This is a genomic window from Aeromonas sp. 600948 (assembly GCF_049174875.1).
Classification (GTDB): Bacteria; Pseudomonadota; Gammaproteobacteria; order Enterobacterales; family Aeromonadaceae; genus Aeromonas; species Aeromonas veronii_A.
In genome coordinates this window covers 230,518-254,217 of the sequence record NZ_JAAKTY010000005.1, presented here as the reverse complement: position 1 = coordinate 254,217, position 23,700 = coordinate 230,518, and the positions used below count along the sequence as shown (strand labels likewise).

Here is a 23,700-nt window from a genome sequence, read left to right as displayed (position 1 = left end):
TCCCTGCGAGCTCGTCACAACCTCTCGCAGGGCATCAGAGGCTCAGGCAGCCGTTACACTCAACTCGTTGGTCACCTGTTCGGCAGGCACTAGCTGACACTCGAGCGAGGCCAGTTTGTCACTGATCAATTTGTAGAAACGGTTGAGGGTCCGTTCCACCTCGACCTGGTGCTTCTTGGGGATCGGCTTGTCGAGCCACTCGCCATCGGCATTGTACAATCCGAACTGGTAATGGTAGCGGAACAGATGATCCTCCTGCTCCAGCACCAGCCACCAACCCCAGAACTCCCGCTTGTCTGGCGCCGGTTTGGCACTGACACAAACGGAAAGACTGTCGAAACGGTAACGCCCCTCTTCACAGAGATCCTCACGCAAATAGGGGCCAATGGCAGCAAACTGTCTCAGCAGTCGCTTGTAGGTCACTCTTTCAGACATGTTAACCTCCCTGTTAAACAAGCCGCGCCACCTCGGGATGGCGTCAGTCCTTCAGCGCATCAGATACATAGATGCTGTTTCAGCCACTCGACGATTTCGTCCAGCGCCTTGTCATACACCTCAAGCAAGGGCTGCTTGTCGAAGACGATGGCCTTGCCGTTACGACTGGCCGCCGCCAATGCCCGTACATCCTGCTCGGGACAGATGAAATCTCGTTTGTGTCCAATACTCAATATCGGCACAGAGGTGCGAGTCCCCAGTAATCCCTGCGTTTTCAGTGAAAATACCTGACACTTGGTACGCATGGTATCCCAATGAGCCGCATCAGCGCCCAACCGGTTGGCCAGGCTGTCCCGCATCATGCGCGGGCACTTGGCAAACAACTCCTGATTGGTAAACACCTGATTGACCCCGGCCCCGACACAGACCACGGTTTTGAGCTTGAATGGCTCGATAAAGGCCAGACGTGCCGCCACATTGCCTGCCAATCGCATACCGACCATAGCGATACGCTGATGATCGACCCAGGCCACTTCGGAGAGATAGTGCAGCACAGCCTGATGAAGGCGGCTGGTATCCTGTACCAATGGCCAATGCTCGGCATAGCCGATGCCCGGCATGTCGAGGGAGAGCATACCGATGCCGTTGGGCTCGAGTCGCTTGAGATAGAAGTTGAGGAAATCGAGCTGCAGAGAGTCGATCCCCCCGCTGATGATCACCAGAGGCACCGGTTTGTCGGTGGTCGGCAGGTGGAGATAACCCTGAATATGCTTGCCGCGAAAGGGCACCTGGATCTCTTTGAGCGGCACCTTGAACAACCGGCCCGCCTCGCGATAGGCCATATTGCCAAGCAGCTGGGCCTGATCCGCCAGTTCATCATCCTTGAGATGGGGGTAGCTGGCGATGGAATAGTAGCGCACCGCCTTGAGCAGCTGTTTCAAGGCGCCAGCTGCATCCCCCTGCTCACGCAGTTCGCGCCCAAGCTTGAAGTAGTTACCAGCCACCTGGCTCCACTCATAGATCCAGTTGCCAGGCACATAGCCCTTGATGGTATCGAGATAGCAGTCATGGGTGCGTTCACCGGTCGCTATGGCGATGCGGGCCAGAGTCTGCTCAACCTCGACCGGGTCGGCCCCCTGCCAGGCCCAGGAGGGGCGGCGCAGCAGGCGATACCAGCTCTTTGACATGGAGCCGTCGATAAACATCTCGTCTGACTCTGCTTCGGCAATGTCCGCCGGGCTGGAGTTGGAGATCTCGGAAGTTTCCAGCACCTTCTTGACCCGGGTAAACAGCTTTTCGGTCAGATTGAGGTCGTCGTTCAAGTCCAAGATTGTGTCCTATTCATATCAGGCAATAGCTCATCTTAACCACTTTTACTGCCCATCAGCCACCCTGCAACAGATTGATACACAAAAAAACAGGGCTCCATCAAGGAGCCCTGTGAAACCATTCTTGCCGCGTGCGGCCAATTGACGCTCTGAACGTCACATCCCGATCCCGTTACTTTTCGTCGCAGATCGGTGTGGCGAACTCCAGCGCCATATCCCACGGCTGTTCAATCCAGGTATCCTGCGGGATTGCCACTTCGAAATCGTCCAGCAGCGCTTCGCCCATCGGCTTGGCGAAGATCGCGATGAACTTGGCTTTCGGGTAGAGCTCGCGGATCGCCTTGGCGGTAGTGCCGGTGTCTACCAGATCTTCCACCACCAGCCAGCCTTCGCCGTCACCGGCGGTGGTGGCAGCTTTAACGACTACCAACTCGCGCTGGCTGTCGTGGTCATAGCTGGAGATGCAGAGGGTTTCCACATTACGAATGCCAAGTTCACGGGCCATCAGGGCTGCGGGCACCAGACCACCACGGCTGACCGCGATGATACCTTTCCACTGGCTGACAGGCAGCTGGCGACGGGCCAGACGGCGAGCTTCACGTTGCAGGTTGTCCCACGACACATAGAACTTTTTCGGCATGTTATCGATCTCGAATAGTTATTTAAAAACAATCACTTAAAATAACAACATCCGCAATTCTCCCTGCGGATGCCAGTAAATGGCGGCCCTTGCCCGACTGAATTCAGATTGCACTTCGGCTGCCTCAGGGCTAAGCCTCGGCAGCAAATCTGATAACAATGGAAGCAAGATGGGCTTATCCGGCGATCGGTTAGATGATGTGTCCAAACCGCGGACAGGCTGTTGGGCCGATATGATAGCACCGTTTGCAGAGAAAATGCCTGGCAAACGTATGCCAAAAACAGGAAAAATCGGCATCACCCTCTCCATTCGGCCCATCTCAAGCGCCAAACGAATAACCTGCCGTCCCTACTACCGAGCCCAAATGGGACTGTGCGGCAAATCGCAGATAAAAAAATAGCAGGGGGAGGGTTTACCTCACGCACCTGCTGCTTTCTCGCCTCTGCCAGGTTGGGCAGCTCGCCTTAGCGACGAGTGACGAAGGGGTTAGGGTAGCTGAAACCCTGGGTATACAAAGAGGGGGCAAACCAATAGGTTGAGTTGCTGCCTGGCATATTGAAACTCCTGATTGCTTAACAAGTTACGTACCTTTAATGCGGGCTCAAATCCTTGAACGAACACTCGGTTCCATGGAGGCGCACTTGCTTTGCTTCGGTTCCCTGGAGGCTTTCATCGTCATCCTGACGGGTGGCGAACCACGGGAGCTAATTTACCAGTCGGTGCATTAAATTCAATATTTTTGTGAGATCGGTCACACATTTTCTTTTCTATCGGTCAGCGTCGTCCGAACCTGACGATCGTACTGCCTGGTTGCCATCAGCCAGCACAAGCTGCCTGCGATTTGCGCTGATTGCTCACATTTTTGTGTGATTGACTGTATTATCGTTATCCTCTTCCCCGGCCCGCTGATGGGGCCCTGTTAATTCCGTGCTGGTAAGGAGTCCCGACGTGGCACAGCTTAGCTCTCTCTCTCCCAAACTGATTTGGCATTTCTTCGAACAGATCTGCTCCATTCCCCACCCTTCCAAACATGAAGCCAAACTGAGCGCCTGGATCATCCAATGGGCTCAAGGGGAAGGTCTGGCGGTCAAGCAGGACAAGGTCGGCAACATCATCATCAAGAAACCGGCCACCCCGGGGATGGAAAACCGCAAAGCCGTGGTACTGCAGGCCCACATCGACATGGTGCCGCAGGCCAACGCCGACACCAAACACGACTTCGCGACCGATCCCATCGATGCCTATGTAGATGGCGAGTGGGTCACGGCCCGTGGCACCACTCTGGGTGCCGACAACGGCATAGGCATGGCCGGTTGCCTGGCAGTGCTGGCTGACAAGACCATCAAACACGGTCCGCTGGAAGTGCTGCTGACCACCGACGAAGAGACCGGCATGACCGGCGCATTCGGTCTGGAAGCGGGCTGGCTGGAGGGCGAAATTCTGCTCAACACCGACTCCGAAGAGGATGGCGAAGTCTATATGGGCTGCGCTGGCGGTGTGGATGCCAATATCCGCTTCCAGCTCGAGCTGGTTGACGCCAGCGAAGGCGAAGCGTTCGAGCTGGCCGTGAAAGGGCTGCGTGGCGGCCACTCCGGTTGCGATATCCATCGCGGCCGTGGCAACGCTAACAAGCTGCTTGTGCGTCTGCTCAAAGCAGCCGAGCCGATGGGTGTTCGTCTGGCCGAGATCCACGGCGGCACTCTGCGCAACGCCATCCCACGCGAAGCCCGTGCCACCCTGCTGGTGCCTGCTGCCAACGTAAACGAGTTCAAGGCGCTGGTTGACCGCTACACCGGGATCTACCAGACCGAACTGGCCGCCACCGAGCCGAACCTGACCGTGCTGGTCAACAACGCCGCCAAACCGGCCAAGCTGATGAGCGTCTCCCTGCAGCAGCGCCTGCTGGATGCCCTGATGGCCTGCCCGAACGGCGTGATGCGCATGAGCGATGCCATGCCCGGCGTGACCGAAACCTCGACCAACCTGGGGGTCATCAAGACTCAGGATGGCGAAGTGTACGTCCAGTGCCTGATCCGCTCCCTGATTGACTCCGGTCGCGAGAGCATCGAGCAGATGACCCGCTCCCTGTTCACCCTGGCGGGTGCCAGCTGCGAATTCACCGGAGCCTATCCTGGTTGGGCGCCAAACGTGGACTCCCCCGTCATGGCGCTGGTACGCAACAGCTACCAGACTCTGTTTGGCACTATGCCCAACGTGATGGTGATCCACGCCGGTCTCGAGTGCGGTCTGTTCAAGAGCGCCTATCCGGAGTGGGACATGGTCTCCTTCGGCCCGACCATCCGCGGGGCCCACTCCCCTGACGAGAAGGTGCATATCCCGGCGGTCGAGCGTTTCTGGCAACTGCTGGTGCACGTGCTGGAAGCGATTCCGGCCAAATAACCCGGCCTACGCCACACGGCAAAACAAAGCCCCGCACTGCTGCGGGGCTTTTTATTGTCTGTTCCAGCCTGACTTTGGCGCTTAACGGATACCGCGCGCCTCGCGGATCCACTCCCAGGCTTGCTGGATCTCCTGGGTCTTTTCCTTGGCCATCTCCATCATCTCCGGCGGCAGCCCTTTGGCGGCCAGCTTGTCCGGGTGATGCTTGCTCATCTCCTTGCGGTAAGCACGCTTGATATCCTGATCGCTGTCGCTCTCGCTTACCCCCAGCAGCTGGTAGGCATTCTTGAGGCGATCCGCAGAAGGCGGCTCCTGCCGATACTGCTGACCACCGGAATGGCCACTCTGATACTGGCCATGGGCCTGATTGAAGAAGTTCATCTGTGCCTCGGCCATCGCCAGAATGCGGGCCAGCTCGATGCGACTGAAACCCAGCTCGTCGGCGATGGTGTGAAGAATGGCGCGCTCGCCCTCCTCTACCCGCCCGTCGGCAAAGGCCGCCTGCAACTGCACTTCGAGGAAGAAGCGCAGAATGTCGCGCTGCCCCAGACTGGCACGGCGGAACTCGGCCAGGGTCTCGCGCAGCGGGAAGTCAGCCTCCTTACCGAGACGAAACGACTCCTGCGCCCGGGCACGCTGTTCGCCCGCCAGCCGCATACGATCCATCAGGTTGGAGGCAACCCGGATCTCCTGTTCGGTCACCTGACCGCTTGACTTGGCGATGTGACCCATCACCGAGAAGGTGGCGTGGAAGAAGACGGCTTGCTGCGCCTGACTCGGGCCGCGACGAAACGCCCCCTGCAGCCCCATGCCACGGTCGAAACGGTGGCCTATCCACAGGCCAATCAGGGCGCCGATAATATTGCCGAGCAGAAAACCGAAGAAGGCGCCCAGCACCTTACCCCAAATACGCATGGTTCAAGACCTCTTGAAGTTAATGAGTGCGGGCCTGGAGCTGGTCATCCAGCTCGCGCAGTCGATCGACCGTGCCGATATCGCGCCACTCGCCAGCGAGCAGGCTGCCGCCCACCCGCCCTTGCGCCATCCAGTCACGGAGCAGGGGCGCCAGCTTGCGGGCACCGCCCGCGAGACCGGCAAAGGCCGCCGGATCATATAGTCCGACCCCGCTGAAGGTAAACGCTGGCGTATCCATAACTCGCCCTTCTTGCAAGGCAAAGTCCCCGGCGGGGTGCTGGGGCGGATTGGGCACCAGCCAGAGGTGGGCCAGATCATCGCCAAGGGGCTGGCTGACCAGAGTGTGATAATCGAGATCGAGCCAGGTATCGCCGTTGATCACCAAAAAAGGTTCAGAGCCCAGTAGCGGCAGCGCCTGCACAATGCCGCCCGCGGTCTCCAGCGCGCTCTCCTCGGCTGACCAGTGGATGGTCACGCCAAGCGCACTGCCATCACCAAGGCTCTCGACCAGCTTGTGGCCGAGCCAGGCGTGGTTAATGACCAGCTCGGTCACGCCAGCTGACTTCAACTTTTCGATATGGTGGACGATAAGCGGCTTGCCCCCCACCGCCAGCAGCGGCTTGGGCAGCAGGTCAGTCAGCGGGCGCATCCGCTCGCCACGGCCAGCGGCCAGGATCATCGCCTTCATGGTTTTACCCCTGCATTGGCGACCCCCGGCAACACCACCTGCTCCAACCACTGACCAAAACGGGCCAGTACCGGATAGGCACCACCATGAGTGCGACAGACATCCACCACGTAGCCGAGGGTACGGGGAATATCCTTGAGATAGCCGGACTTGCCGTCGCGATGATAGAGCCGGGTAAAGATTCCGGCCGCTTTGAGGTGGCGCTGCATGCCGGTCAGATCGGCATCGCGACGGAAACTGGCATAATCGAGCTCGCCAAGCAGACCCGCCTGTTGCAGGGTGGCAAAGCCGTGGCGCATCCCTTCATCGATCACCTCGTCCGGCCAGCGCACGTAGCAATCTTTCAGCAAGGAGACCAGATCATAAGTGAGCGGCCCGATGACCATATCCTGAAAATCGATGATGGCCAGCCGGCTGCTCTCGGGGGTATCACCGCCACATACCATCAGGTTGCGACTGTGGAAATCCCGATGCATCACCCCCTGCGGCTGGGCCAGATTGCAGGCGGTGAGGCAAGCGAAGGTCTCGTCCAGCAGTTGCTGCTCTTCATGGCTCAGGCTCAGTTGCAGATGATGGCCGAGCAGCCACTCGGGGAAAATGCTGTTCTCCCGCGCCATAAATGCCGCATCGAAGGGTTCAAGCGCCAGTTCAACCGCCCCCAGGCGGGGCAGCAAATCAATCGCCTTGCCATACCAGGCCAGTACGTTGTGTTCGTTCAGGCAGCTGATCAGCTGAGTATCGCCCAGGTCACTCACCGCCAGCAGACCCTGTTCGTAGTCCACCGCCTTGACCTCTGGCGCCAACAGCTGACGCGCCTGCAAGGCGGCCGCGTTACGAACAAACTCATGATTTTTTTCGGTTTTCGGATTGGCATCCACCCAAACCAGACCACCACCGCGATAGTAGCGACGGAAGCTGGCATCACCGGAAATGAGGGTCAACTGAAGATTGGCATCACCGGAAATACGGCGTGCCCACTGCAATAGCAGGGAATCGCGATCGTGCATAAGTAGAGGACCAAGGTGGAAAGCAGCACTTGGCTGTTAGCCCTGGCCGCAATAATGCTTTATCATTGCCGGCTAACATAAAGCAATGACATGCAATGTCAACTCGATGAAACCTGTCGTAAAATGCATGCCTTGGATCAACCGTATCTATCACGGATTGCACGAGTCTTTCACATGACCAAATGGACACTGGGGTACCGCTATCCCATCGCCCTGACTATCAGCCTGGCCCCCGCACTCACCCCTATGATGGTGCAGGCGGCCCCGTTCGAAGCGCCGCCAGCCACCGGCATTCTCGATAGTCTCTGCTATGACTATGTTCCCAAGATAGAGAAGCCTTCATCGGATCAGGATGCCAACGCGCAGCCGGTCGAGGTTGATGCTGACCGTCTCGAGGCCAAACAGGGCGGCACCGCCGTCTATGAAGGCGACGTCAAGGTTCGTCAGGGTGTTCGCAAGTTTGACTCCGATTATGCACAGCTCGATCAGAAGAGCCGGGATGTCATCGCCATCGGCAACATCTATTACAACGACGGTCAGGTGACCGTCACCAGCGACAAGACCCTCAAATCCAACCTGGATACCAAAAACTCCGAGCTGGAGGAGGGCAAGTATCAGGTGCATGGCTCACCGGTGCGCGGCTTTGCCAAACGCGTGGTGATGACCAACAACAACCAGAACATCACCATGGAGGGAGCCCAGTACACTACCTGCCCCCCCGGTCAGGAAGTGTGGACCCTCAAGGCGGGCAGCATCGACATCGACCAGAAAGAGGTGTTCGGCGAAGCCTGGAACGCCAGCCTCTGGCTCTATGACTACCCGGTGTTCTACTTCCCCTATATAAACTTCCCCATCAAGGATGAACGGAAGACAGGTCTGCTCTACCCGGGTTACAAACAGAGTTCCGGCAACGGCATGGAGATCACCCAGCCCTTCTACTGGAACATTGCCCCCAACTACGATGCCACCATCACCTCCCGCTTTATGGACAAACGCGGCCTGATGGAACAGGTAGAGTTTCGCTACATGCCGGACCCAGCCCATACCGGTACCCTCTATTTTGAAAGCCTCAGGGATGACAAGCAGTATGATGCTGGCAACCCGAGCTTTACCAACCCGTCGACAGGGACTCCGTACCTCTCAGATGGTCATCGTTACCTGATGAATATTCGTCACGGATCCACCCTGATGGATGGCTCCCTGCGTTTAGGCATCGACTACACCCAGGTACGGGACAAGGATTACAACTACTTCAACGACTTCAGCCCGCAAGTGGGCACCCAGGTCGACAGCCAGTTGCAGCAATCCTTTACCGCCGGTTACTACCAGCAGAACTGGAACCTCACCTCCGAGGTGCGTCGCTATCAGATCCTGAGTCCCTACGCGCTGCTGCCCCACGAGATGCTGCCACGCATCAACTACAACTACTTCCAGCAGGGGAAATGGTTCGATCTGGCCTGGAACAGCGAGCTGACCAAGTTTGGCTATGACAGCGGCAGCGCCACTGCCCAGCAGGCCGGTGAGCGTTATACCGCTACCCGTCTGCATCTGGCTCCCACCCTGACCATCCCCCTGGTCGATGCGCCGGGTTACTACCTTATAAGCCAGTACAAACTGATGTTTACCTCCTACAACCAGGAGATCCCCAAAGACCTGATTAGCCAGGATCGCAGTAAATTTACAGACGCAGATAGCCAGCAGCTGACCCTGAAAGACGGCACCATTACCCGCACCTTGCCGTCCTTCCGCCTCAAGGGGGGCGTCAACTTCGATCGTCCGGTAGACTGGTATGATGGCAAGGGCACCCAGACCCTGGAGCCTGAGTTCCAGTACCTCTATATCCCTTACAAGAATCAAGACGAAATAGGGATTTACGACTCCACCACTACCCGTCAGGACTACTACAGCCTGTTCAGCGATCGCCGCTACGCCGGTCTCGACCGCATCAGCGATGCCAACCGGGTCACCGTTGGCCTGACCAGCCGGGTCTATGACAATGTGGGGGATGAGCGGTTACGTCTGGCGGTAGCCCAGGCCTTCGAGATGACACCTCCCAAGGTGCGCCTCTACCCGTCCGATCAGGAAAACACCAACGCCCGCTCCCTGCTCTCGTTCGAGGGGGATGCCCGGATCACCGATGAGTGGTTCGCCCATGCCGGCACCCAGTACGATACCTCCGAGGGGGAATTTACTGCCGGCAACGGTGCAGTCGAATACCGGACCGGCAAGCTGACCACCCAGGTCAACTACCGCTATATCCAGGACGGCAACCGGGACTATCGCTACCCGAGCAATCCTGCTCTGGCCGAAGACCTCAGCCAGGCTGGTCTGGTGATGATGGCGCCGATCGCCGATCAGTGGCAGATGTATGGCGGTTACTATCGCGATATCAAGCAGGATGTGAACATTGACCGCAAGATCGGTGTCAAATACGACTCCTGCTGCTGGAGCATCAACATGAGCCTGGAGTGGCACAACCAGCCGGACAACATCACTCTGAAGCCCACTTCGGAAAAAGTCATTGGTCTGCAGTTTGAAATGAAGGGACTTGGCAGCGTGGGTACCGGTGGCCGCAGTGTCACCCTGGATACCGAGCTGTTGCCCTATGTTCGCCCGTTTAATCTGAAAGACCAGCAATGATGCTGGTCCAGCCTTGAGAGATGGATATGAAAAAGACCCTGATTGCCCTGCTGACCGCGGGAATGTTCGGCGCCATGAGCCAGGCCGCACTGGCTGCGCCCGAGCTGATGGACAAAGTGCTGGCCGTGGTCAACAAGGACGTAGTGCTGTCCAGTCAACAGGACGCACTGGTCAACAAGGTAAAACTCTCCGCCCAGGAGAGCGGCCAGTCTCTGCCTGACGATGCCACTCTGCGCAAACAGGCACTCGACCGTCTGATCCAGGAGAGCCTGCAGCTGCAACTGGCGGATCGCCAGGGGCTGAAGATCAGTGATACCCAGCTGGAACAGGCTATTCAGGGCATCGCCGCCGACAACAAGATGACCCTGGATCAGCTGCGCGCCCAGCTCGCCCGTGAAGGGATGACCTATGCCCAGTATCGGGAAGAGGTTCGCCGCGAGATCCTGATGAACGAGGTGCGCCGCAATCAGGTGCGCCGCCGTATCAACATCTCCGAGCAGGAGGTGAAGCAGGTGGTGGAGATCCTGAAGAAACAGGGTCAACAGCAGAACGAATACCACGTCGGCCATATCCAGATTGCCCTGCCGGACAACCCCACCGCCGCCCAGCTGGATGCCGCCAAGAGCAAGATCGAGCGCATTCTGGCCGCCCTCAAGCAGGGTGCCGACTTCCGCAAACTGGCCATTGCCGAGAGTAACGGCCCCAAGGCGCTGGAAGGGGGTGACTGGGGCTGGATGAGCCCGCAAGAGATGCCGACCCTGATGGCCGAAGCGGTACAGGGTACCAAGAAGGGCGATATCGTGGGCCCGCTGCGCTCCGGCGCCGGTCTGCACATCGTCAAGGTGTTCGACACCAAGGGTCAGCAGCAAGTGATGCAGACCGAGGTGAAGGCCCGTCACATCCTGATCAAGCCCTCCATCATCCTGAGCGAAGAGAAAGCCAAGGGGATGCTGGACGGCATTCTGCACGACATCAAGAGCGGCAAGGCAAGCTTCGCCAGCATGGCGGAGAAGTATTCCGAAGATCCGGGCTCTGCGGTGCAGGGTGGCGAACTGGGCTGGTCTGATCCCAACGTCTATGTACCAGAGTTTCGCGACATGGTTAACCGACTGCAACCAGGCCAGATCAGCGCCCCCTTCCGCACCAGCCACGGCTGGCACATCGTCCAAGTGGAAGATCGTCGCAGCCAGGATGCCACTGACAAGGCTCTGGAACAGCGTGCCTATCAGCTGATCTACAATCGCCGCTTCGTGGAAGAGTCCCAGGCCTGGTTGGACGAGCTGCGTGATGAGGCTTACATCCGTGTCGAAGGATCTGCGAGCTGATGAGCTGCCGTCGCCTTGCCGTTACCCCGGGCGAACCGGCCGGGATCGGCCCGGATCTGGTGCTGCAGATTGCCCAGCAGGATTGGCCCCACCAGTTGGTGGTGATCGCCGATCCGGCGCTGCTGCGCGAGCGGGCAACCCTGCAGGGGCTCAGCATCGAGCTTGAGCCCTATGACGCAACCGCCCCTGCTCATCCGCAGCGGGCGGGCACCCTGACCGTCTGTCCGGTCACCCTCGGCGCCCCCGTGGTGCCGGGCGAGCTGAACGAAGGCAATGGCGCCTATGTGCTAGCGACCCTGCAGCGTGCCTGCGATGGCAACATGAGCGGCGAATTTGCCGCCGTGGTGACTGGGCCGGTGCACAAGGGGATCATCAACCAGGCCGGGGTCTCGTTCAGCGGCCACACCGAGTTCTTTGCCCAACAATCCAACACTGCCGATGTGGTAATGATGCTGGCAACCGAGGGGCTGCGGGTCGCACTGGCGACTACCCATATTCCGCTGGCCTATGTAGCGATGGCCATCACCGAAGATCGCCTCGGCAAGGTGATCCGGATCCTCAACGAGGATCTCGCCACCAAGTTTGGTATCGCCAAACCCCGTATTTACGTCTGCGGCCTCAACCCCCACGCCGGGGAAGGTGGCCATCTCGGACGTGAAGAGATTGACGTGATCGAACCCGCCCTGGTCACCCTGCGCCAGGAAGGGATCGATCTGGTCGGCCCATTGCCGGCCGACACCCTGTTCCAGGAGAAATACCTCAAGGATGCGGATGCGGTACTCGCCATGTACCACGACCAGGGGCTGCCTGTGCTCAAATACAAGGGCTTCGGCAGTTCGGTCAATATCACCCTGGGGCTTCCCTTCATCCGCACTTCGGTGGATCACGGCACCGCGCTGGATCTGGCAGGCAAGGGCCTGGCCGATCCGGGCAGCCTTGTCACCGCGATTAACCACGCCATCAAGATGGTAGAGAAAAAAAGATATGAGCAGTAAGGTGCACATGGGCCACACGGCCCGTAAGCGTTTCGGTCAGAACTTCTTGCACGACCGGTATGTGATCGATCAGATCGTCGCCGCCATCAACCCGCAGCCGGGTCAGAATCTGGTGGAGATCGGTCCGGGTCTGGCCGCGCTGACCGAGCCAGTCGCCGCCCAGATGGACAAAATGACCGTGGTCGAGCTTGACCGGGACCTGGCAGCTCGCCTGCGCGAGCACCCGACCCTCAAAGACAAGTTGACCGTCATCGAAGCTGACGCCATGCGTTTCGACTTCGGCACCCTGATGGGTGAAGGCAAGGGGCCGCTGCGCATCTTCGGCAACCTGCCCTACAACATCTCCACCCCGCTCATCTTCCACCTGTGCGAGTTCGCTGATCGGGTAGAGGACATGCACTTCATGCTGCAAAAGGAAGTGGTGTTGCGTCTGGCCGCAGGCCCGGGCAGCAAGGCTTATGGCCGCCTGAGCGTGATGACCCAGTACTACTGCCAGGTGGTGCCGGTACTGGAAGTGGGCCCGGGCGCCTTCAAACCGGCGCCAAAGGTGGACTCGGCCGTAGTTCGCCTGATCCCGCACAAGAATCCGACCATAGTCGCGAAAGACATTCGCTGTCTGAATCGCGTCTGTACCGAGGGCTTTGGCCAGCGTCGCAAGACCATCCGCAACAGCTTCTCCAACTTCATCACCGACGCCCAGCTGACCGAGCTTGGTATCGATGGCAACCTGCGCCCGGAGAATCTCTCCCTCGAGCAGTTTGTCATGATCGCCAACTGGCTGGCGGATCAGCAACAGGCCTGATCCTGTGGCACTCCCGCACATCGAGATCCGCCCATACCCCGTGTATGTGGCGGGATCCAAAGACCCTTACCAGTTTCACTATCTGATCGAGATTGAGAATCTGGGGCCCGGCCCAGTGCAACTGCTGCACCGGCGCTGGCTCATCACCGATGCCAATGGCAAGATGCTGGAAGTGGCAGGCCCGGGCGTGGTCGGGGAGCAACCCGTCATTGCCGAAGGGGAAACCTACCGCTACCAGAGCGGCGTGCCGCTGGCGACCCCGCTCGGGGTGATGGAAGGGAGCTATACCCTGCAAGATGGCTCTGGTCAGCAGTTCGAGGCGCCCATCGCCCCCTTCACGCTGGCCATCCCCAATATTATCAACTGAGGTTTCATGGCGAACTGTTTTGTCGGTGACATCCAGGGCTGTTACGACGACTTGCGCCGTCTGCTGGATCTTGCCGCGTTCGATCCCGACCAAGACGTGCTCTGGCTCTGCGGCGATCTGGTCGCCCGCGGCCCGGACTCCCTCAATACCCTGCGTTTTGTCAAAGGGCTGGGCAACCGCGCCGTCACCGTGCTCGGCAACCACGACCTGCACCTGCTGGCGGTCGCCAATGGCGTTGCCCCACTCAAGAAGAAGGACAAGCTGCAGAGCCTGATGGATGCGCCGGATCGGGATGAACTGCTGGAGTGGCTGCGCCACCGCCCGCTGCTGGCGGAGCATCCGGATCTGCCCATCATGATGGTGCATGCCGGTATCTCCCCCGCATGGGATGCCCGCACCGCCCGCAACTGTGCCCGCGAGGTAGAGAGCCTGTTGCGCGGCGATCAGTACCAGTGGCTGCTGCACAACATGTATGGCGACCAACCCGATGGCTGGAAAGATGATCTGGTCGGGATCGACCGCTACCGCTACATCATCAACACCTTCACCCGGATGCGCTTCTGCTACTTCGATGGCCGGCTCGACTTCAAATGCAAGAAGGGGCCCAAGGAGTCGACCCCGGGGCTGCGCCCCTGGTTCGAGCAGCGTGAACACCATGTGGATGACCCCATTCTGGTGTTCGGCCACTGGGCAGCCCTGATGGGCAACACCGGAAAAAGCGATATCAAGGGTCTGGATACCGGCTGCGTCTGGGGCAACAGCCTCACCCTGTGGCGCTACGAGGATGATGCTCTGATCGCCACCCCCTGCCCGGTTCACGCCAGCTAGGGAGTACGCAGCAATCAGGCGGTCGCAGTTGCACCGATTGCCAAGACCCGTACCAATAACAAAGCCCGGCAATCTGCCGGGCTTACTATTTTGTGTGCCCTGTTTTCCGGCGAATGAAGTTACAACTTGCGCCCCAGCCGCTTCTCAATCTGGCGCCGCTCCCACTCCGGGCCAAACAGTTTGAAAGGCTCGAATATCCGAATGGCATGGGACGCCAGTCCCAATCCCCACCCCAGTGCCGGCCACCAGGCCCAGATATACCCCGGGTTGCTCAGATAGTTGATGACAAACAACCCGCCAATCACCAGCAGATAGCTGGCGACATGGTGATAGAAGCCCTTGAGCCCCTCCACATACTTCATGGCAGCTTGCTCCTCTGCTGAAACCTGCAATGCATCCTTCCCCATAGTGTCACTCCCTCTCATCTCATGCTCCTGTTGCCGTGTGCCGTCCAGTTGCGCCACATCGAGCTCAAAGACAGCGGCCAGGGCCTTGAGGGATTCCAGTCCGGGTTGCTGACCCTGCTCGATCCGCTGGATAGTGCGGACACTCAAACCAGTCAACGTTGCCAACTGATCCTGAGACCAACCCCGTTGCAATCTCAACTTCCTGACGATCATCTCGAACTCCTTGTGGTAATTGACAGGGCCAGCATAGGGCTTGCGCCGCGAAAGGTGACACGACAGATGGACGACATCAACCTGACAACTCTTTAAAATCAATTAGTTGAATAAACATAAAGAGATATAAGGTCAAGCTCTGGCACACAGGCAGATGTGCCAGGATGTGTAATCACAGGCTCTGCATCAGCTCGGCGGCAATTTCAAAGGAGCGCAGTCGGGCCTGATGATCGACGATGGGGCCATTGAACATCAGCTCATCGGCACGGGTTTCCGCCAGCAGCGCCTTGAGGCCATGACGAACCTGCTCTGGGTTGCCCACTAGCGAGCGGGCCAAGGTCTGCTCCATCGCCATCAGCTCACGGGGAGACCACTCATCGCCAAGCTGGACGACCGGCGCGGGCAGCTTGCCCGCATCACCGCGATGGAGGCGCAAGAACTGCTGCTGCACGGTAGTGAACTGGAAGCGGGCCTCCCGCTCGCTGTCGGCGGCAATCATGTTGATGCAGACCACCGCATGGGGCTTGGGCCAGCGAGCGGAGGGGCGATACTGGCTACGGTAGATCTCCAGCGCTTCCAGCAACATGGCAGGGGCGAAATGGGAGGCAAACCCGAACGGCAAGCCCATCGCCGCTGCAAGTTGCGCGCTGTAAAGGCTGGAGCCCAGCAGCCAGATGGGCAGATGCAGCCCCTGACCTGGCACCGCCTGCACCGTGCCAATCTCGTCGCCAAAGTAGCTCATTAGCTCGCGCACATCGGCCGGGAAATCATCCACCTCACTGCTGCGTTGGCGCCTGAGCGCCCGCATGGTGCGCTGATCGGTCCCGGGGGCGCGGCCAAGGCCCAAATCGATGCGATCCGGATAAAGCGAAGCCAAGGTGCCAAACTGCTCGGCAATCACCAGTGGCGAGTGGTTCGGCAGCATGATGCCACCCGCCCCAATCCGCAAAGTGGTGGTGGCCTCGGCCAGATGACCGATCAACACCGAGGTGGCGGCACTGGCAATGCCCGGCATGTTGTGGTGTTCGGCCAGCCAGTAGCGCTGGTAACCCCAGCCCTCGGCATGGCGGGCAAGATCCCGCGAACGGCGAAATGACTCGGCAGGCACGGAACCTTCGGCAACAGGCACCAAATCGAGCACGGAATAGGGGATGGCAGACATGGGTCACTCCATTGATTTACAGACCAGTAACAAGTGGGGCAATGTAGCACGGGATACCTGAATGAATCACTATCTCCTGCCAAGCTCTGCCTGGCAGTGGGCAACCATGGAAAAGCACAGATATCAGGCCATTATTGTCATTTCTGTTATCGTATTGACACACTGCTGACAGATCGTCTCCGCAAGCATCACTGTGACAAGGAAATGTCCATGATCACTGCCAGATCCGGGCGCAAGCCCTTCTACGTTCACATTGCCACCCTATTTACCCTGCTGTTCAGTGTGCTGGGCATGCTGCTGATTCTGCTGCAGTTCCAGCAGGGTTCTCGCCAGATGCTGGAACATGAGCGCCACAACTTCAAACAGTACCGGGAACAGCTGGCCCTCGCTCTGCAACTGAACGAGCAGCCAGCCCGCATGTCCCTCAGCCTGCTAGCCAGCAGCCGACTGGCCGACATGAGCGATCTGGCAAGCCGACTGGAGTATCTGCCGCAGCTGGCAGAGATCCTGGCCAATCGCGACAGCTATGGTGCCGTCTACATCGGCTATGAGAGTGGCGATTTCTTTCTGGTACGAAAACTCACGGAACGGGCCCGGGCCACGTTGCAGGCAGTGCCTGAAGGCAGCCAGTTGCTGGTTCAGAGCCTGAGTAGCGGGCGGGGAGAGTTCCTCTATTTTGACGAGCAGCTGCAACTTTTGGCACGGCGAGCCATGGCGGATTATCGATTCGATCCCCGCAGCCGCGACTGGTACCGGCTGGCTCGCGGTTCATCAAAGATTGTCGCCACCACCCCCTATCTCTTTTTTACCACCAGGGAGCCGGGCATGACGATGGCTGTCACCAGCCATAGCCAACGCGCCGTGATAGGGCTGGATGCCGGTGTCGAGGGGCTCTCGGCCTTGATTGGCGAGCTGCAGTTGCCGCTCCAAAGCCAGGTAGTGTTGTTCGATCGCTCCGCGACACTGCTGGCGGCCGACCCTGTACATCTGCCAGCCTATGATCAGCTGACCCGGCTGCCAGCGATCACGGCTCTGGGCGGCCCAGTCATGGCCGAGCTGAAAACTAGGCTAGAGAGGACGCCTGTGCTGCTGGATGGTTCTCCCCGGGAGCTGACCCTGACCACAGGGGAAAAACAAGAGTGGCTGGTCAATATCTCCCCCCTCGGCAAGGACACTCCTTTTTACATCGCCCTGCTGGTCTCGGCAGATCTGCTTTATCAGCAGGCACGCAACGAAGCGCTGGTCAATGTGGCATGGGCGCTGGGCAGCCTGCTGTTGTTGCTGCCAGTGATCTGGCTGGTCTCCCGCCGTACCGCTACCCCGCTGCTGGCCCTGACCCGTGAGGCTGAGCGGATCCAGCGTTTCGACTTTGGCGAGGGTCAGGTTCCTGAATCAGCCATCCGGGAAATAGATGACCTTGCGCGCACCATGTCCGGCATGCGCCAAACCCTCGGCAACTTCATGAACATGGGTAGAGCACTGGCTGCAGAGCACCGCGTCGACTCCCTGCTAAGCCGCATCCTGCATGAAACCATCGCCGCGGTACAGGCAAAAGGGGGATGCCTCTACCTGGCCCAACAGCAAAAGATGCAGCCGGTCCAGGCCCGCTGGCAGCAAACCGAACTGCCCCTAGGGCAGGTTCCCTGGCCACAACCATTGCTATCCGGCCTGGCCACTTCCCAGCGCATCTCCCTCAGCCTGGATGAGGCGGCCTGGAGGCAACACCTGGACAGTTGGGGTTCCTTTCCCGGCCTATGCCAGCTGGTAGCTGAGCCGCTCTGCAACCATCGTCAGGAGCTGATCGGCTACCTCCTGCTGATCCTGCCACACTGCAGCGAACAGGAGCTGGCATCGCGCATCAGCCTGATCGAGGCGCTGGCGGGCACTTCGGCCTCCGCCATCGAGAACCAGCGCCTGCTGGAGGAGCAAAAACAGCTGCTCGAATCCTTTATCGAGCTGATGGCCGGCGCCATCGACGCCAAGAGCCCCTACACCGGCGGCCACTGCCAACGTGTGCCCGAGCTGACCAAGATGCTGACCGAGGCAGCCTGCGCCCAGCGACAGGGCCCCTTTGCCGATTTCAGTCTCAACGAGGAGGAGTGGGAAGCCATCCATATCGCCAGCTGGCTACATGACTGTGGCAAGGTGACCACCCCGGAGTTCGTGGTCGACAAGGCTACCAAACTGGAGACCCTCTACGACCGGATCCACGAGATCCGCACCCGTTTTGAAGTACTCAAGCGGGATGTCTATATCGAGTGCCTCGCAGCCCGCCTGTCATCAGAGATCAGAAGTGCCTGCCGGGAAGAAGCAGCCCCGCGCTGGGCCGAACTGGATCAGGAGTTTGCCTTCATCGCCGAGTGCAATCTGGGCGGCGAGTGGATGGCCCCCGAGAAGATTGAACGGCTCGACGCCATCGCCAGCCGCACCTGGCTGCGCACCCTGGACGATCGACTCGGCATCAGCCGGGAGGAGCTCAAGCTGCGTCAGAAAGAACCGTCTCCCGAGTTGCCCTGCCTCGAGCCACTGCTGGCCGACAAGTGCTGGCACCTTGTGCCTCGTCCGGATGGAGATCGGTTCGACGAGCACAATCCCTGGGGCTTCAAGGTCAAGGTACCGCACCATCTCTACAACCGGGGGGAGAGATACAACCTTGCCATCAGCAGGGGAACCCTCACCGAGGAGGAGCGCTACAAGATCAACGAGCACATCATCCAGACCATACGCATGCTGGAGCACCTCCCCTTCCCCCGTCATCTGCGCTGCGTGCCAGAGATTGCCGGCGGTCATCACGAGCGGATGGATGGCAAGGGTTACCCACGCCAGCTGACCGGAGCACAGATGAGCGTACCAGCCCGCATCATGGCTATCGCCGATATTTTCGAGGCGCTGACCGCCAGTGATCGCCCCTACAAATCTGGCAAGACGATCTCCCAGGCTCTTGCCATCATGCAGAACATGGTGCGTGAACAGCATATCGACTCGGATCTGTTCGCCCTGTTTGTCAGCAGCGGCATCTGGCGCGATTACGCTAGGCGCTTCCTCGAGAGCGCCCAACTGGATCAGGTGGACGAAACCGCACTGCTGGCCGCACTGGCCTAGGCTGGGTCATATTTTCTTACATTTGCGGGCTGGCCTGAGCGCCCCGGGCTGGTTATAACGGTGCCCCTATAGCGAAGGGGGAGCAATAGACTCCCCCTCACTCTTTGTCACACCACACTGTTCAGGTTATCTATGTCAAAACATCTCGTTCTGCTGGGCGCGCTGACGCTCTCCGGCTGCTCCCTGTTGTCTCCCCCAGCCCCCACCGTCACCCCGGTGCACCTTGCCGATACCAGCCAGCGCGGCTTCTACATCGAATGCAGCAGCATGAAAGCCTGCTTCCAGCAGGCCAACCAGACCTGCCCACAAGGTTACAAGGAGACCGATCGCCGCCAGCAGACGCTATACAGTACCCAGTATCTGGGAGGCAGCTACGACGAAGACAAGAAGGTCTACAAGGCGGCCAAGCCCTATAGCATCGCCAACACAGTCCACTCCCTGACAATTCAGTGTCCCGTCACTAGAGGCTGAGCCAGCCTAAGGGCGATGCTCTCCCCTTACCGCGGAAAAGAAAACGGTCAACCCAGGTTGACCGTTTTTCACTATGGCGTAGCCCTTAGAACAGCAGATGCGCTACACCGGCAATTACCGGCAAGGTAACCAGGGTGCGCATCAGGAAGATCACAAACAACTCCCACAGTTTGACCGGGATCTTGCTGCCAAGCAGCAGGGCCCCCACTTCCGACATATAGATAAGCTGGGTTACCGACATGGCGGCAATGACGAAGCGGGTCATCTCGCTATCGATGGTCGAGGCCAGCACCGCTGGAATAAACATATCGGCAAAACCGACCATGATGGTCTTGGATGCCGCTTCCGCCTCCGGCAGTTGCAGCAGTTCCAGCAAGGGGACGAAGGGAGCGCCAAGCCAGTTGAAGATAGGGGTATGTTCGGCCAGCATCAGGGCACAGGTACCGATCGCCATCACCACCGGCAGCACGCCAAACACCATATCCAGTGCATTCTTCACCCCTTCCCGCGCGACGGCGCCGAGATCTGTCATGCTGTCAGCCTTGATCAGGGCACGCTCGAAACCATAGCTCATCACGCTGTGCTGATGGGGCACCGCCTCCTGCTTGCGACACAGGGGAGCACCATCGATATAGATATCCTTCTTCCAGCAGAGCGGCGGCAGACGTGGCACCACGATAGCGGCAACCACTCCAGCCAGACAGACGGTCAGGTAGAAGGGGACGAACATGTGCTCCAGCTTCACCTGAGAGATCACCACCAGACAGAAGGTGATGGAGACAGCAGAGAAAGTGGTGCCAATCACCGCGGCTTCACGCTGGGTATAGAACTTCCCTTCGTACTGCTTGCTGGTCAGCAGGATGCCGACGCTGCCATCGCCAAGCCAGGAGGCAAAACAGTCCACTGCGGAGCGGCCCGGCAACCGGAAGACAGGACGCATTATGCGGGTCATCATGGTGCCGACAAATTCCAGCAGCCCGAAATCGAGCAGCAACGGCAGCAGCAGGCCGGCAAAAATGAAGACTGAAAACAGCACCGGCAGCAGATCGTTGAGCACCAGTCCACCGGTTGCACCTGAGTAAAGCACCTCAGGCCCTACCTGGAAGAAGGTCAGCAGCACGAAAATACCGCCCAATACCCGCACGCAGGCCCAGAAAGGGGAGACATTGAACAAGCTGTTGAGGAAAGGACGACGCACCAGAATCGCTGGCTTGAACAACCAGGCAATCACCGTCATCAGCATGGTGGTGGTGATCACCGCACTGACCATGGCGACCAGATAATCGGCAAAAACGCGCTGCACCAGCTTGGCCAGCACGGCCACCGGGATGGTGACGTTACCGTCATAGACGACCGGCGTCATGAACAACAGGATCCCGATAAGTGACGGAACCAGAAACATCAACAAGTTACGGCGAGTATTGACCGCAGGTGCTTCGAGACTCTTTTCCAACATGATAAAACTGCCCTAATGTTACTTTTCCCTAGCCCGGCCAACCTGCGTATTCATGCATTAACCGGCAAAACGGGCGCAAGAATACTCTAAAAAAATGCACAAACAAGCCCTTAAAGCAGAAATCTGCGCATAAATATTTCCACAGGCAAACCTTCCATTAAAACAATAAGATACAGCTGCGCATATCGATTCAATCGACATTCCCAGATGATTGTTTCGTTATTGTTAATTTTGGTGGGCAGTATAATCGGTTATCAGTGGCAGGCAATAAGTGACATCACAAATATATCTAATGAGTTGCTGCTCGATAGACATAAAAAAACCGGAGCCTGTTCAGGCTCCGGTTTTCAATGAGAGTGACGGGGATCAGTCACGGACGTAGATGACTTCAACGCCATCATCTTCGTCGTCATCCCAATCGTCATCATCAAGCCCTTCATCGAAGGCAAGAGAGGCAGCCAGTGCTTCCGCTTCAGCCTTGGCCAGCTGGTTCTTGTGGTAGTCATCCCACTTGAACTCCACCTTCTCGATGGCGTCTTTGGCATCTTCCGCCAGCTGACGGGGCATGGTATCCAGCAGATCCAGAATGTCGTAGCAGACCTTCTTGGTGCCTTCCTTGCTGATGGCAGTGATGGCATAGACCGGACCTTCGTGGTTCAGGGCCGCCTTGACGCGATCCATCACCTCCTGGGCTTCTTCTTCCAGGATCAGGTCCATCTTGTTAAACACCAACCAGCGCGGCTTGCCAGCCAGTTCCGGGCTGTACTTCTCCAGCTCACGCACGATGGTCACGGCATTTTCAGCCGGATCGGAGCCATCAATGGGGCAAATATCCACCAGATGGATCAACACGCGGCAGCGTTCGAGGTGCTTGAGGAAACGGATACCAAGACCTGCGCCTTCGGCTGCCCCCTCAATCAGGCCCGGAATATCGGCGATCACGAAGGAGCGGGAGTTCTCACCACGCACCACACCGAGGTTCGGCACCAGGGTGGTAAAGGGATAATCAGCGACTTTCGGGCGGGCGGCAGAAACAGCGCGAATAAAGGTAGATTTACCGGCGTTGGGCAGACCCAGCATACCGACGTCAGCCAGCAACAGCAGCTCCAGCTTCAGGGTACGCACTTCGCCCGGGGTGCCGTTGCTCTTCTGGCGTGGAGCCCGGTTGACCGAACTCTTGAAGCGGGTATTACCCAAACCGTGGAAACCGCCCTTGGCAACCAGCAACTTCTGCTCGTGGTGAGTCAAGTCGCCCAGCAACTCGCCGGTATCGTCATCGGTTGCACGGGTACCGACCGGCACGCGCAGGATCTTGTCCTTGCCACGACGACCGGTACAGTTGGCACTCTGGCCATTCTCGCCACGCTCGGCAGCATGGAAACGCTCAAAACGGTAGTCGATCAGGGTGTTGAGGTTCTCATCGGCAACCAGATAGACGTCACCACCGTCACCACCGTCACCACCATCCGGACCACCGTTGGGAATATATTTTTCACGGCGAAAACTTACACAACCGTTACCACCGTCACCGGCATCGACTCGAATCTGGACTTCATCAACAAACTTCATAGGTAACCGTCACCTTAATTCGAAAAACCGATACGCAATTATAGTGGTACAGACCCCTGCGGGCGATACGCATCTTGCCTCTCCGGGCAATCTCGGTACCCGGGTCATCTGCGTTCCGTTTTTTCGTCATTATTTCGGAAAAACAAAAGCCCCGCCTGTTGGCGGGGCTTCGGATCCTTGCGGTCCGTAATTACTCAGCAACGATGCTAACGTACTTACGATTCAGCGGACCTTTAACTTCGAACTGCACCTTGCCGTTCGCGGTAGCGAACAGGGTGTGGTCCTTGCCCAGACCAACGTTCTCACCAGCGTGGAACTTGGTACCGCGCTGACGAACGATGATGCTGCCAGCCAGAACTGTTTCGCCGCCGAAACGCTTCACGCCCAGGCGTTTAGCTTCAGAATCGCGACCGTTGCGGGATGAACCGCCAGCTTTTTTGTGTGCCATCTATCGGACTCCTCTAATTAAGCGCTGATGCCAGTGATTTTGACTTCAGTGAACCACTGACGGTGGCCCGCTTGCTTACGGTGGTGCTTACGACGACGGAACTTGACGATAGTCACTTTCTCGCCACGGCCGTGAGCCACAACTTCAGCTACAACCTTGCCACCTTCAACGAAAGGAGCACCTACTTTAAAAGTGTCGCCTGCAGCAACCATCAGCACTTCGTTGAAGTCGATGGTAGCGCCAGTCTCAACGTTCAGCTTTTCCAGACGAACGATTTGACCTTCGGCCACACGGTGTTGTTTTCCGCCGCTTTGGAATACCGCGTACATTTGATTAACTCCGTAAAGGCATGTCTTTTGCTCAAGGCTAGACATGCGCAAAAACCTATAACAATGGGCGGGCATTCTACGCAAATCGATCTGCTCAGGCAAGGCCAATTTAGCAAAAAGTTTATTTTGTGCGCATATCTGCCGCCGTGGATAAACGCCTAACTGTAACCCAT

General features: G+C 58.4%; 21 protein-coding genes. 9 read left to right on the top strand and 12 right to left on the bottom strand.

Annotation, left to right across the window (positions count from 1 at the left end; genetic code table 11):
- Positions 1-42: 42 nt before the first annotated feature.
- The 3 genes from crl to gpt form a co-directional block, all read right to left on the bottom strand.
- On the bottom strand, positions 43-435 hold the full coding sequence (gene crl, locus G5182_RS06790; protein WP_216952944.1) for a sigma factor-binding protein Crl: 393 nt from the start codon (positions 433-435) through the stop codon (positions 43-45).
- Between the two features lie 59 nt (positions 436-494).
- A complete protein-coding gene (frsA, locus tag G5182_RS06785; protein WP_227342000.1) occupies positions 495-1,763 on the bottom strand; it encodes an esterase FrsA in 1,269 nt (422 codons plus the stop codon).
- 172 nt (positions 1,764-1,935) lie between these two features.
- The gene (gpt, locus tag G5182_RS06780) at positions 1,936-2,403 is read right to left on the bottom strand and encodes a xanthine phosphoribosyltransferase (RefSeq protein ID WP_005339007.1); all 468 of its coding nucleotides are present in this window, start codon (positions 2,401-2,403) and stop codon (positions 1,936-1,938) included.
- A 948-nt stretch (positions 2,404-3,351) separates the two neighbouring features.
- On the opposite strand from gpt, the gene G5182_RS06775 reads away from it, so the two are divergent.
- Positions 3,352-4,803 carry an aminoacyl-histidine dipeptidase gene (locus G5182_RS06775; RefSeq protein ID WP_227341999.1) on the top strand — a complete coding sequence of 484 codons (1,452 nt, stop codon included), beginning with the start codon at positions 3,352-3,354 and terminating at the stop codon, positions 4,801-4,803.
- Between the two features lie 81 nt (positions 4,804-4,884).
- Here the strand turns inward: G5182_RS06775 and djlA are convergent, their stop codons facing one another.
- From djlA to G5182_RS06760, 3 genes are read right to left on the bottom strand one after another with little or no spacing between them, the layout of a single operon-like run.
- On the bottom strand, positions 4,885-5,718 hold the full coding sequence (gene djlA, locus G5182_RS06770; protein WP_216952941.1) for a co-chaperone DjlA: 834 nt from the start codon (positions 5,716-5,718) through the stop codon (positions 4,885-4,887).
- 19 nt (positions 5,719-5,737) lie between these two features.
- On the bottom strand, positions 5,738-6,406 hold the full coding sequence (gene murU, locus G5182_RS06765) for an N-acetylmuramate alpha-1-phosphate uridylyltransferase MurU (RefSeq protein ID WP_216952940.1): 669 nt from the start codon (positions 6,404-6,406) through the stop codon (positions 5,738-5,740).
- Entirely contained in the window at positions 6,403-7,413 is a 1,011-nt protein-coding gene (locus tag G5182_RS06760; RefSeq protein WP_216952939.1) for an aminoglycoside phosphotransferase family protein, read from the bottom strand. The genes murU and G5182_RS06760 overlap by 4 nt, the downstream gene beginning before the upstream one ends.
- Positions 7,414-7,587: 174 nt before the next feature.
- Between G5182_RS06760 and lptD the strand changes: the two genes are divergently transcribed.
- From lptD to G5182_RS06730, 6 genes are read left to right on the top strand one after another with little or no spacing between them, the layout of a single operon-like run.
- The gene (gene lptD, locus G5182_RS06755; protein ID WP_227341998.1) at positions 7,588-10,053 is read left to right on the top strand and encodes an LPS assembly protein LptD; all 2,466 of its coding nucleotides are present in this window, start codon (positions 7,588-7,590) and stop codon (positions 10,051-10,053) included.
- Between the two features lie 26 nt (positions 10,054-10,079).
- Positions 10,080-11,378 carry a peptidylprolyl isomerase SurA gene (gene surA / locus G5182_RS06750; protein WP_216952937.1) on the top strand — a complete coding sequence of 433 codons (1,299 nt, stop codon included), beginning with the start codon at positions 10,080-10,082 and terminating at the stop codon, positions 11,376-11,378.
- Positions 11,378-12,373: a 4-hydroxythreonine-4-phosphate dehydrogenase PdxA gene (gene pdxA / locus G5182_RS06745; RefSeq protein ID WP_227341997.1), complete on the top strand. Its 996-nt coding sequence runs from the start codon at positions 11,378-11,380 to the stop codon at positions 12,371-12,373. The genes surA and pdxA overlap by 1 nt, the downstream gene beginning before the upstream one ends.
- The gene (gene rsmA / locus G5182_RS06740) at positions 12,363-13,175 is read left to right on the top strand and encodes a 16S rRNA (adenine(1518)-N(6)/adenine(1519)-N(6))-dimethyltransferase RsmA (RefSeq protein ID WP_005339016.1); all 813 of its coding nucleotides are present in this window, start codon (positions 12,363-12,365) and stop codon (positions 13,173-13,175) included. The genes pdxA and rsmA overlap by 11 nt, the downstream gene beginning before the upstream one ends.
- Before the next feature lie 4 nt (positions 13,176-13,179).
- Positions 13,180-13,542, top strand: a complete 363-nt coding sequence (gene apaG / locus G5182_RS06735) for a Co2+/Mg2+ efflux protein ApaG (RefSeq protein ID WP_031227971.1) — start codon at positions 13,180-13,182, stop codon at positions 13,540-13,542.
- A 6-nt stretch (positions 13,543-13,548) separates the two neighbouring features.
- Positions 13,549-14,370, top strand: coding sequence for a symmetrical bis(5'-nucleosyl)-tetraphosphatase (locus G5182_RS06730; protein WP_201987516.1), 822 nt, complete (start codon positions 13,549-13,551; stop codon positions 14,368-14,370).
- A gap of 119 nt (positions 14,371-14,489) precedes the next feature.
- Here the strand turns inward: G5182_RS06730 and G5182_RS06725 are convergent, their stop codons facing one another.
- Together G5182_RS06725 and G5182_RS06720 are read right to left on the bottom strand one after the other, a co-directional pair.
- Positions 14,490-14,990: a 2TM domain-containing protein gene (locus G5182_RS06725; RefSeq protein ID WP_227341996.1), complete on the bottom strand. Its 501-nt coding sequence runs from the start codon at positions 14,988-14,990 to the stop codon at positions 14,490-14,492.
- Between the two features lie 172 nt (positions 14,991-15,162).
- Positions 15,163-16,152 carry a luciferase-like monooxygenase gene (locus G5182_RS06720; RefSeq protein WP_227341995.1) on the bottom strand — a complete coding sequence of 330 codons (990 nt, stop codon included), beginning with the start codon at positions 16,150-16,152 and terminating at the stop codon, positions 15,163-15,165.
- A gap of 210 nt (positions 16,153-16,362) precedes the next feature.
- Here G5182_RS06720 and G5182_RS06715 point away from each other — a divergent pair, with 210 nt between their 5' ends.
- Positions 16,363-19,254, top strand: a complete 2,892-nt coding sequence (locus G5182_RS06715; protein ID WP_227341994.1) for an HD domain-containing phosphohydrolase — start codon at positions 16,363-16,365, stop codon at positions 19,252-19,254.
- Positions 19,255-19,386: 132 nt separating this feature from the next.
- Positions 19,387-19,725: a hypothetical protein gene (locus G5182_RS06710; protein ID WP_005341051.1), complete on the top strand. Its 339-nt coding sequence runs from the start codon at positions 19,387-19,389 to the stop codon at positions 19,723-19,725.
- Positions 19,726-19,810: 85 nt separating this feature from the next.
- On the opposite strand, the gene G5182_RS06705 is transcribed toward G5182_RS06710, so the two are convergent.
- The 4 genes from G5182_RS06705 to rplU all read right to left on the bottom strand — a co-directional run bounded on the left by G5182_RS06705 (position 19,811) and on the right by rplU (position 23,527).
- Positions 19,811-21,181: a YjiH family protein gene (locus G5182_RS06705; RefSeq protein ID WP_227341993.1), complete on the bottom strand. Its 1,371-nt coding sequence runs from the start codon at positions 21,179-21,181 to the stop codon at positions 19,811-19,813.
- 366 nt (positions 21,182-21,547) lie between these two features.
- Positions 21,548-22,750 (bottom strand): Obg family GTPase CgtA, encoded by a 1,203-nt coding sequence (cgtA, locus tag G5182_RS06700; RefSeq protein WP_227341992.1) that lies wholly within the window; start codon positions 22,748-22,750, stop codon positions 21,548-21,550.
- A gap of 190 nt (positions 22,751-22,940) precedes the next feature.
- Positions 22,941-23,198: a 50S ribosomal protein L27 gene (gene rpmA / locus G5182_RS06695; protein WP_005304202.1), complete on the bottom strand. Its 258-nt coding sequence runs from the start codon at positions 23,196-23,198 to the stop codon at positions 22,941-22,943.
- 17 nt (positions 23,199-23,215) lie between these two features.
- On the bottom strand, positions 23,216-23,527 hold the full coding sequence (gene rplU / locus G5182_RS06690; protein WP_005304210.1) for a 50S ribosomal protein L21: 312 nt from the start codon (positions 23,525-23,527) through the stop codon (positions 23,216-23,218).
- Positions 23,528-23,700: the final 173 nt, after the last annotated feature.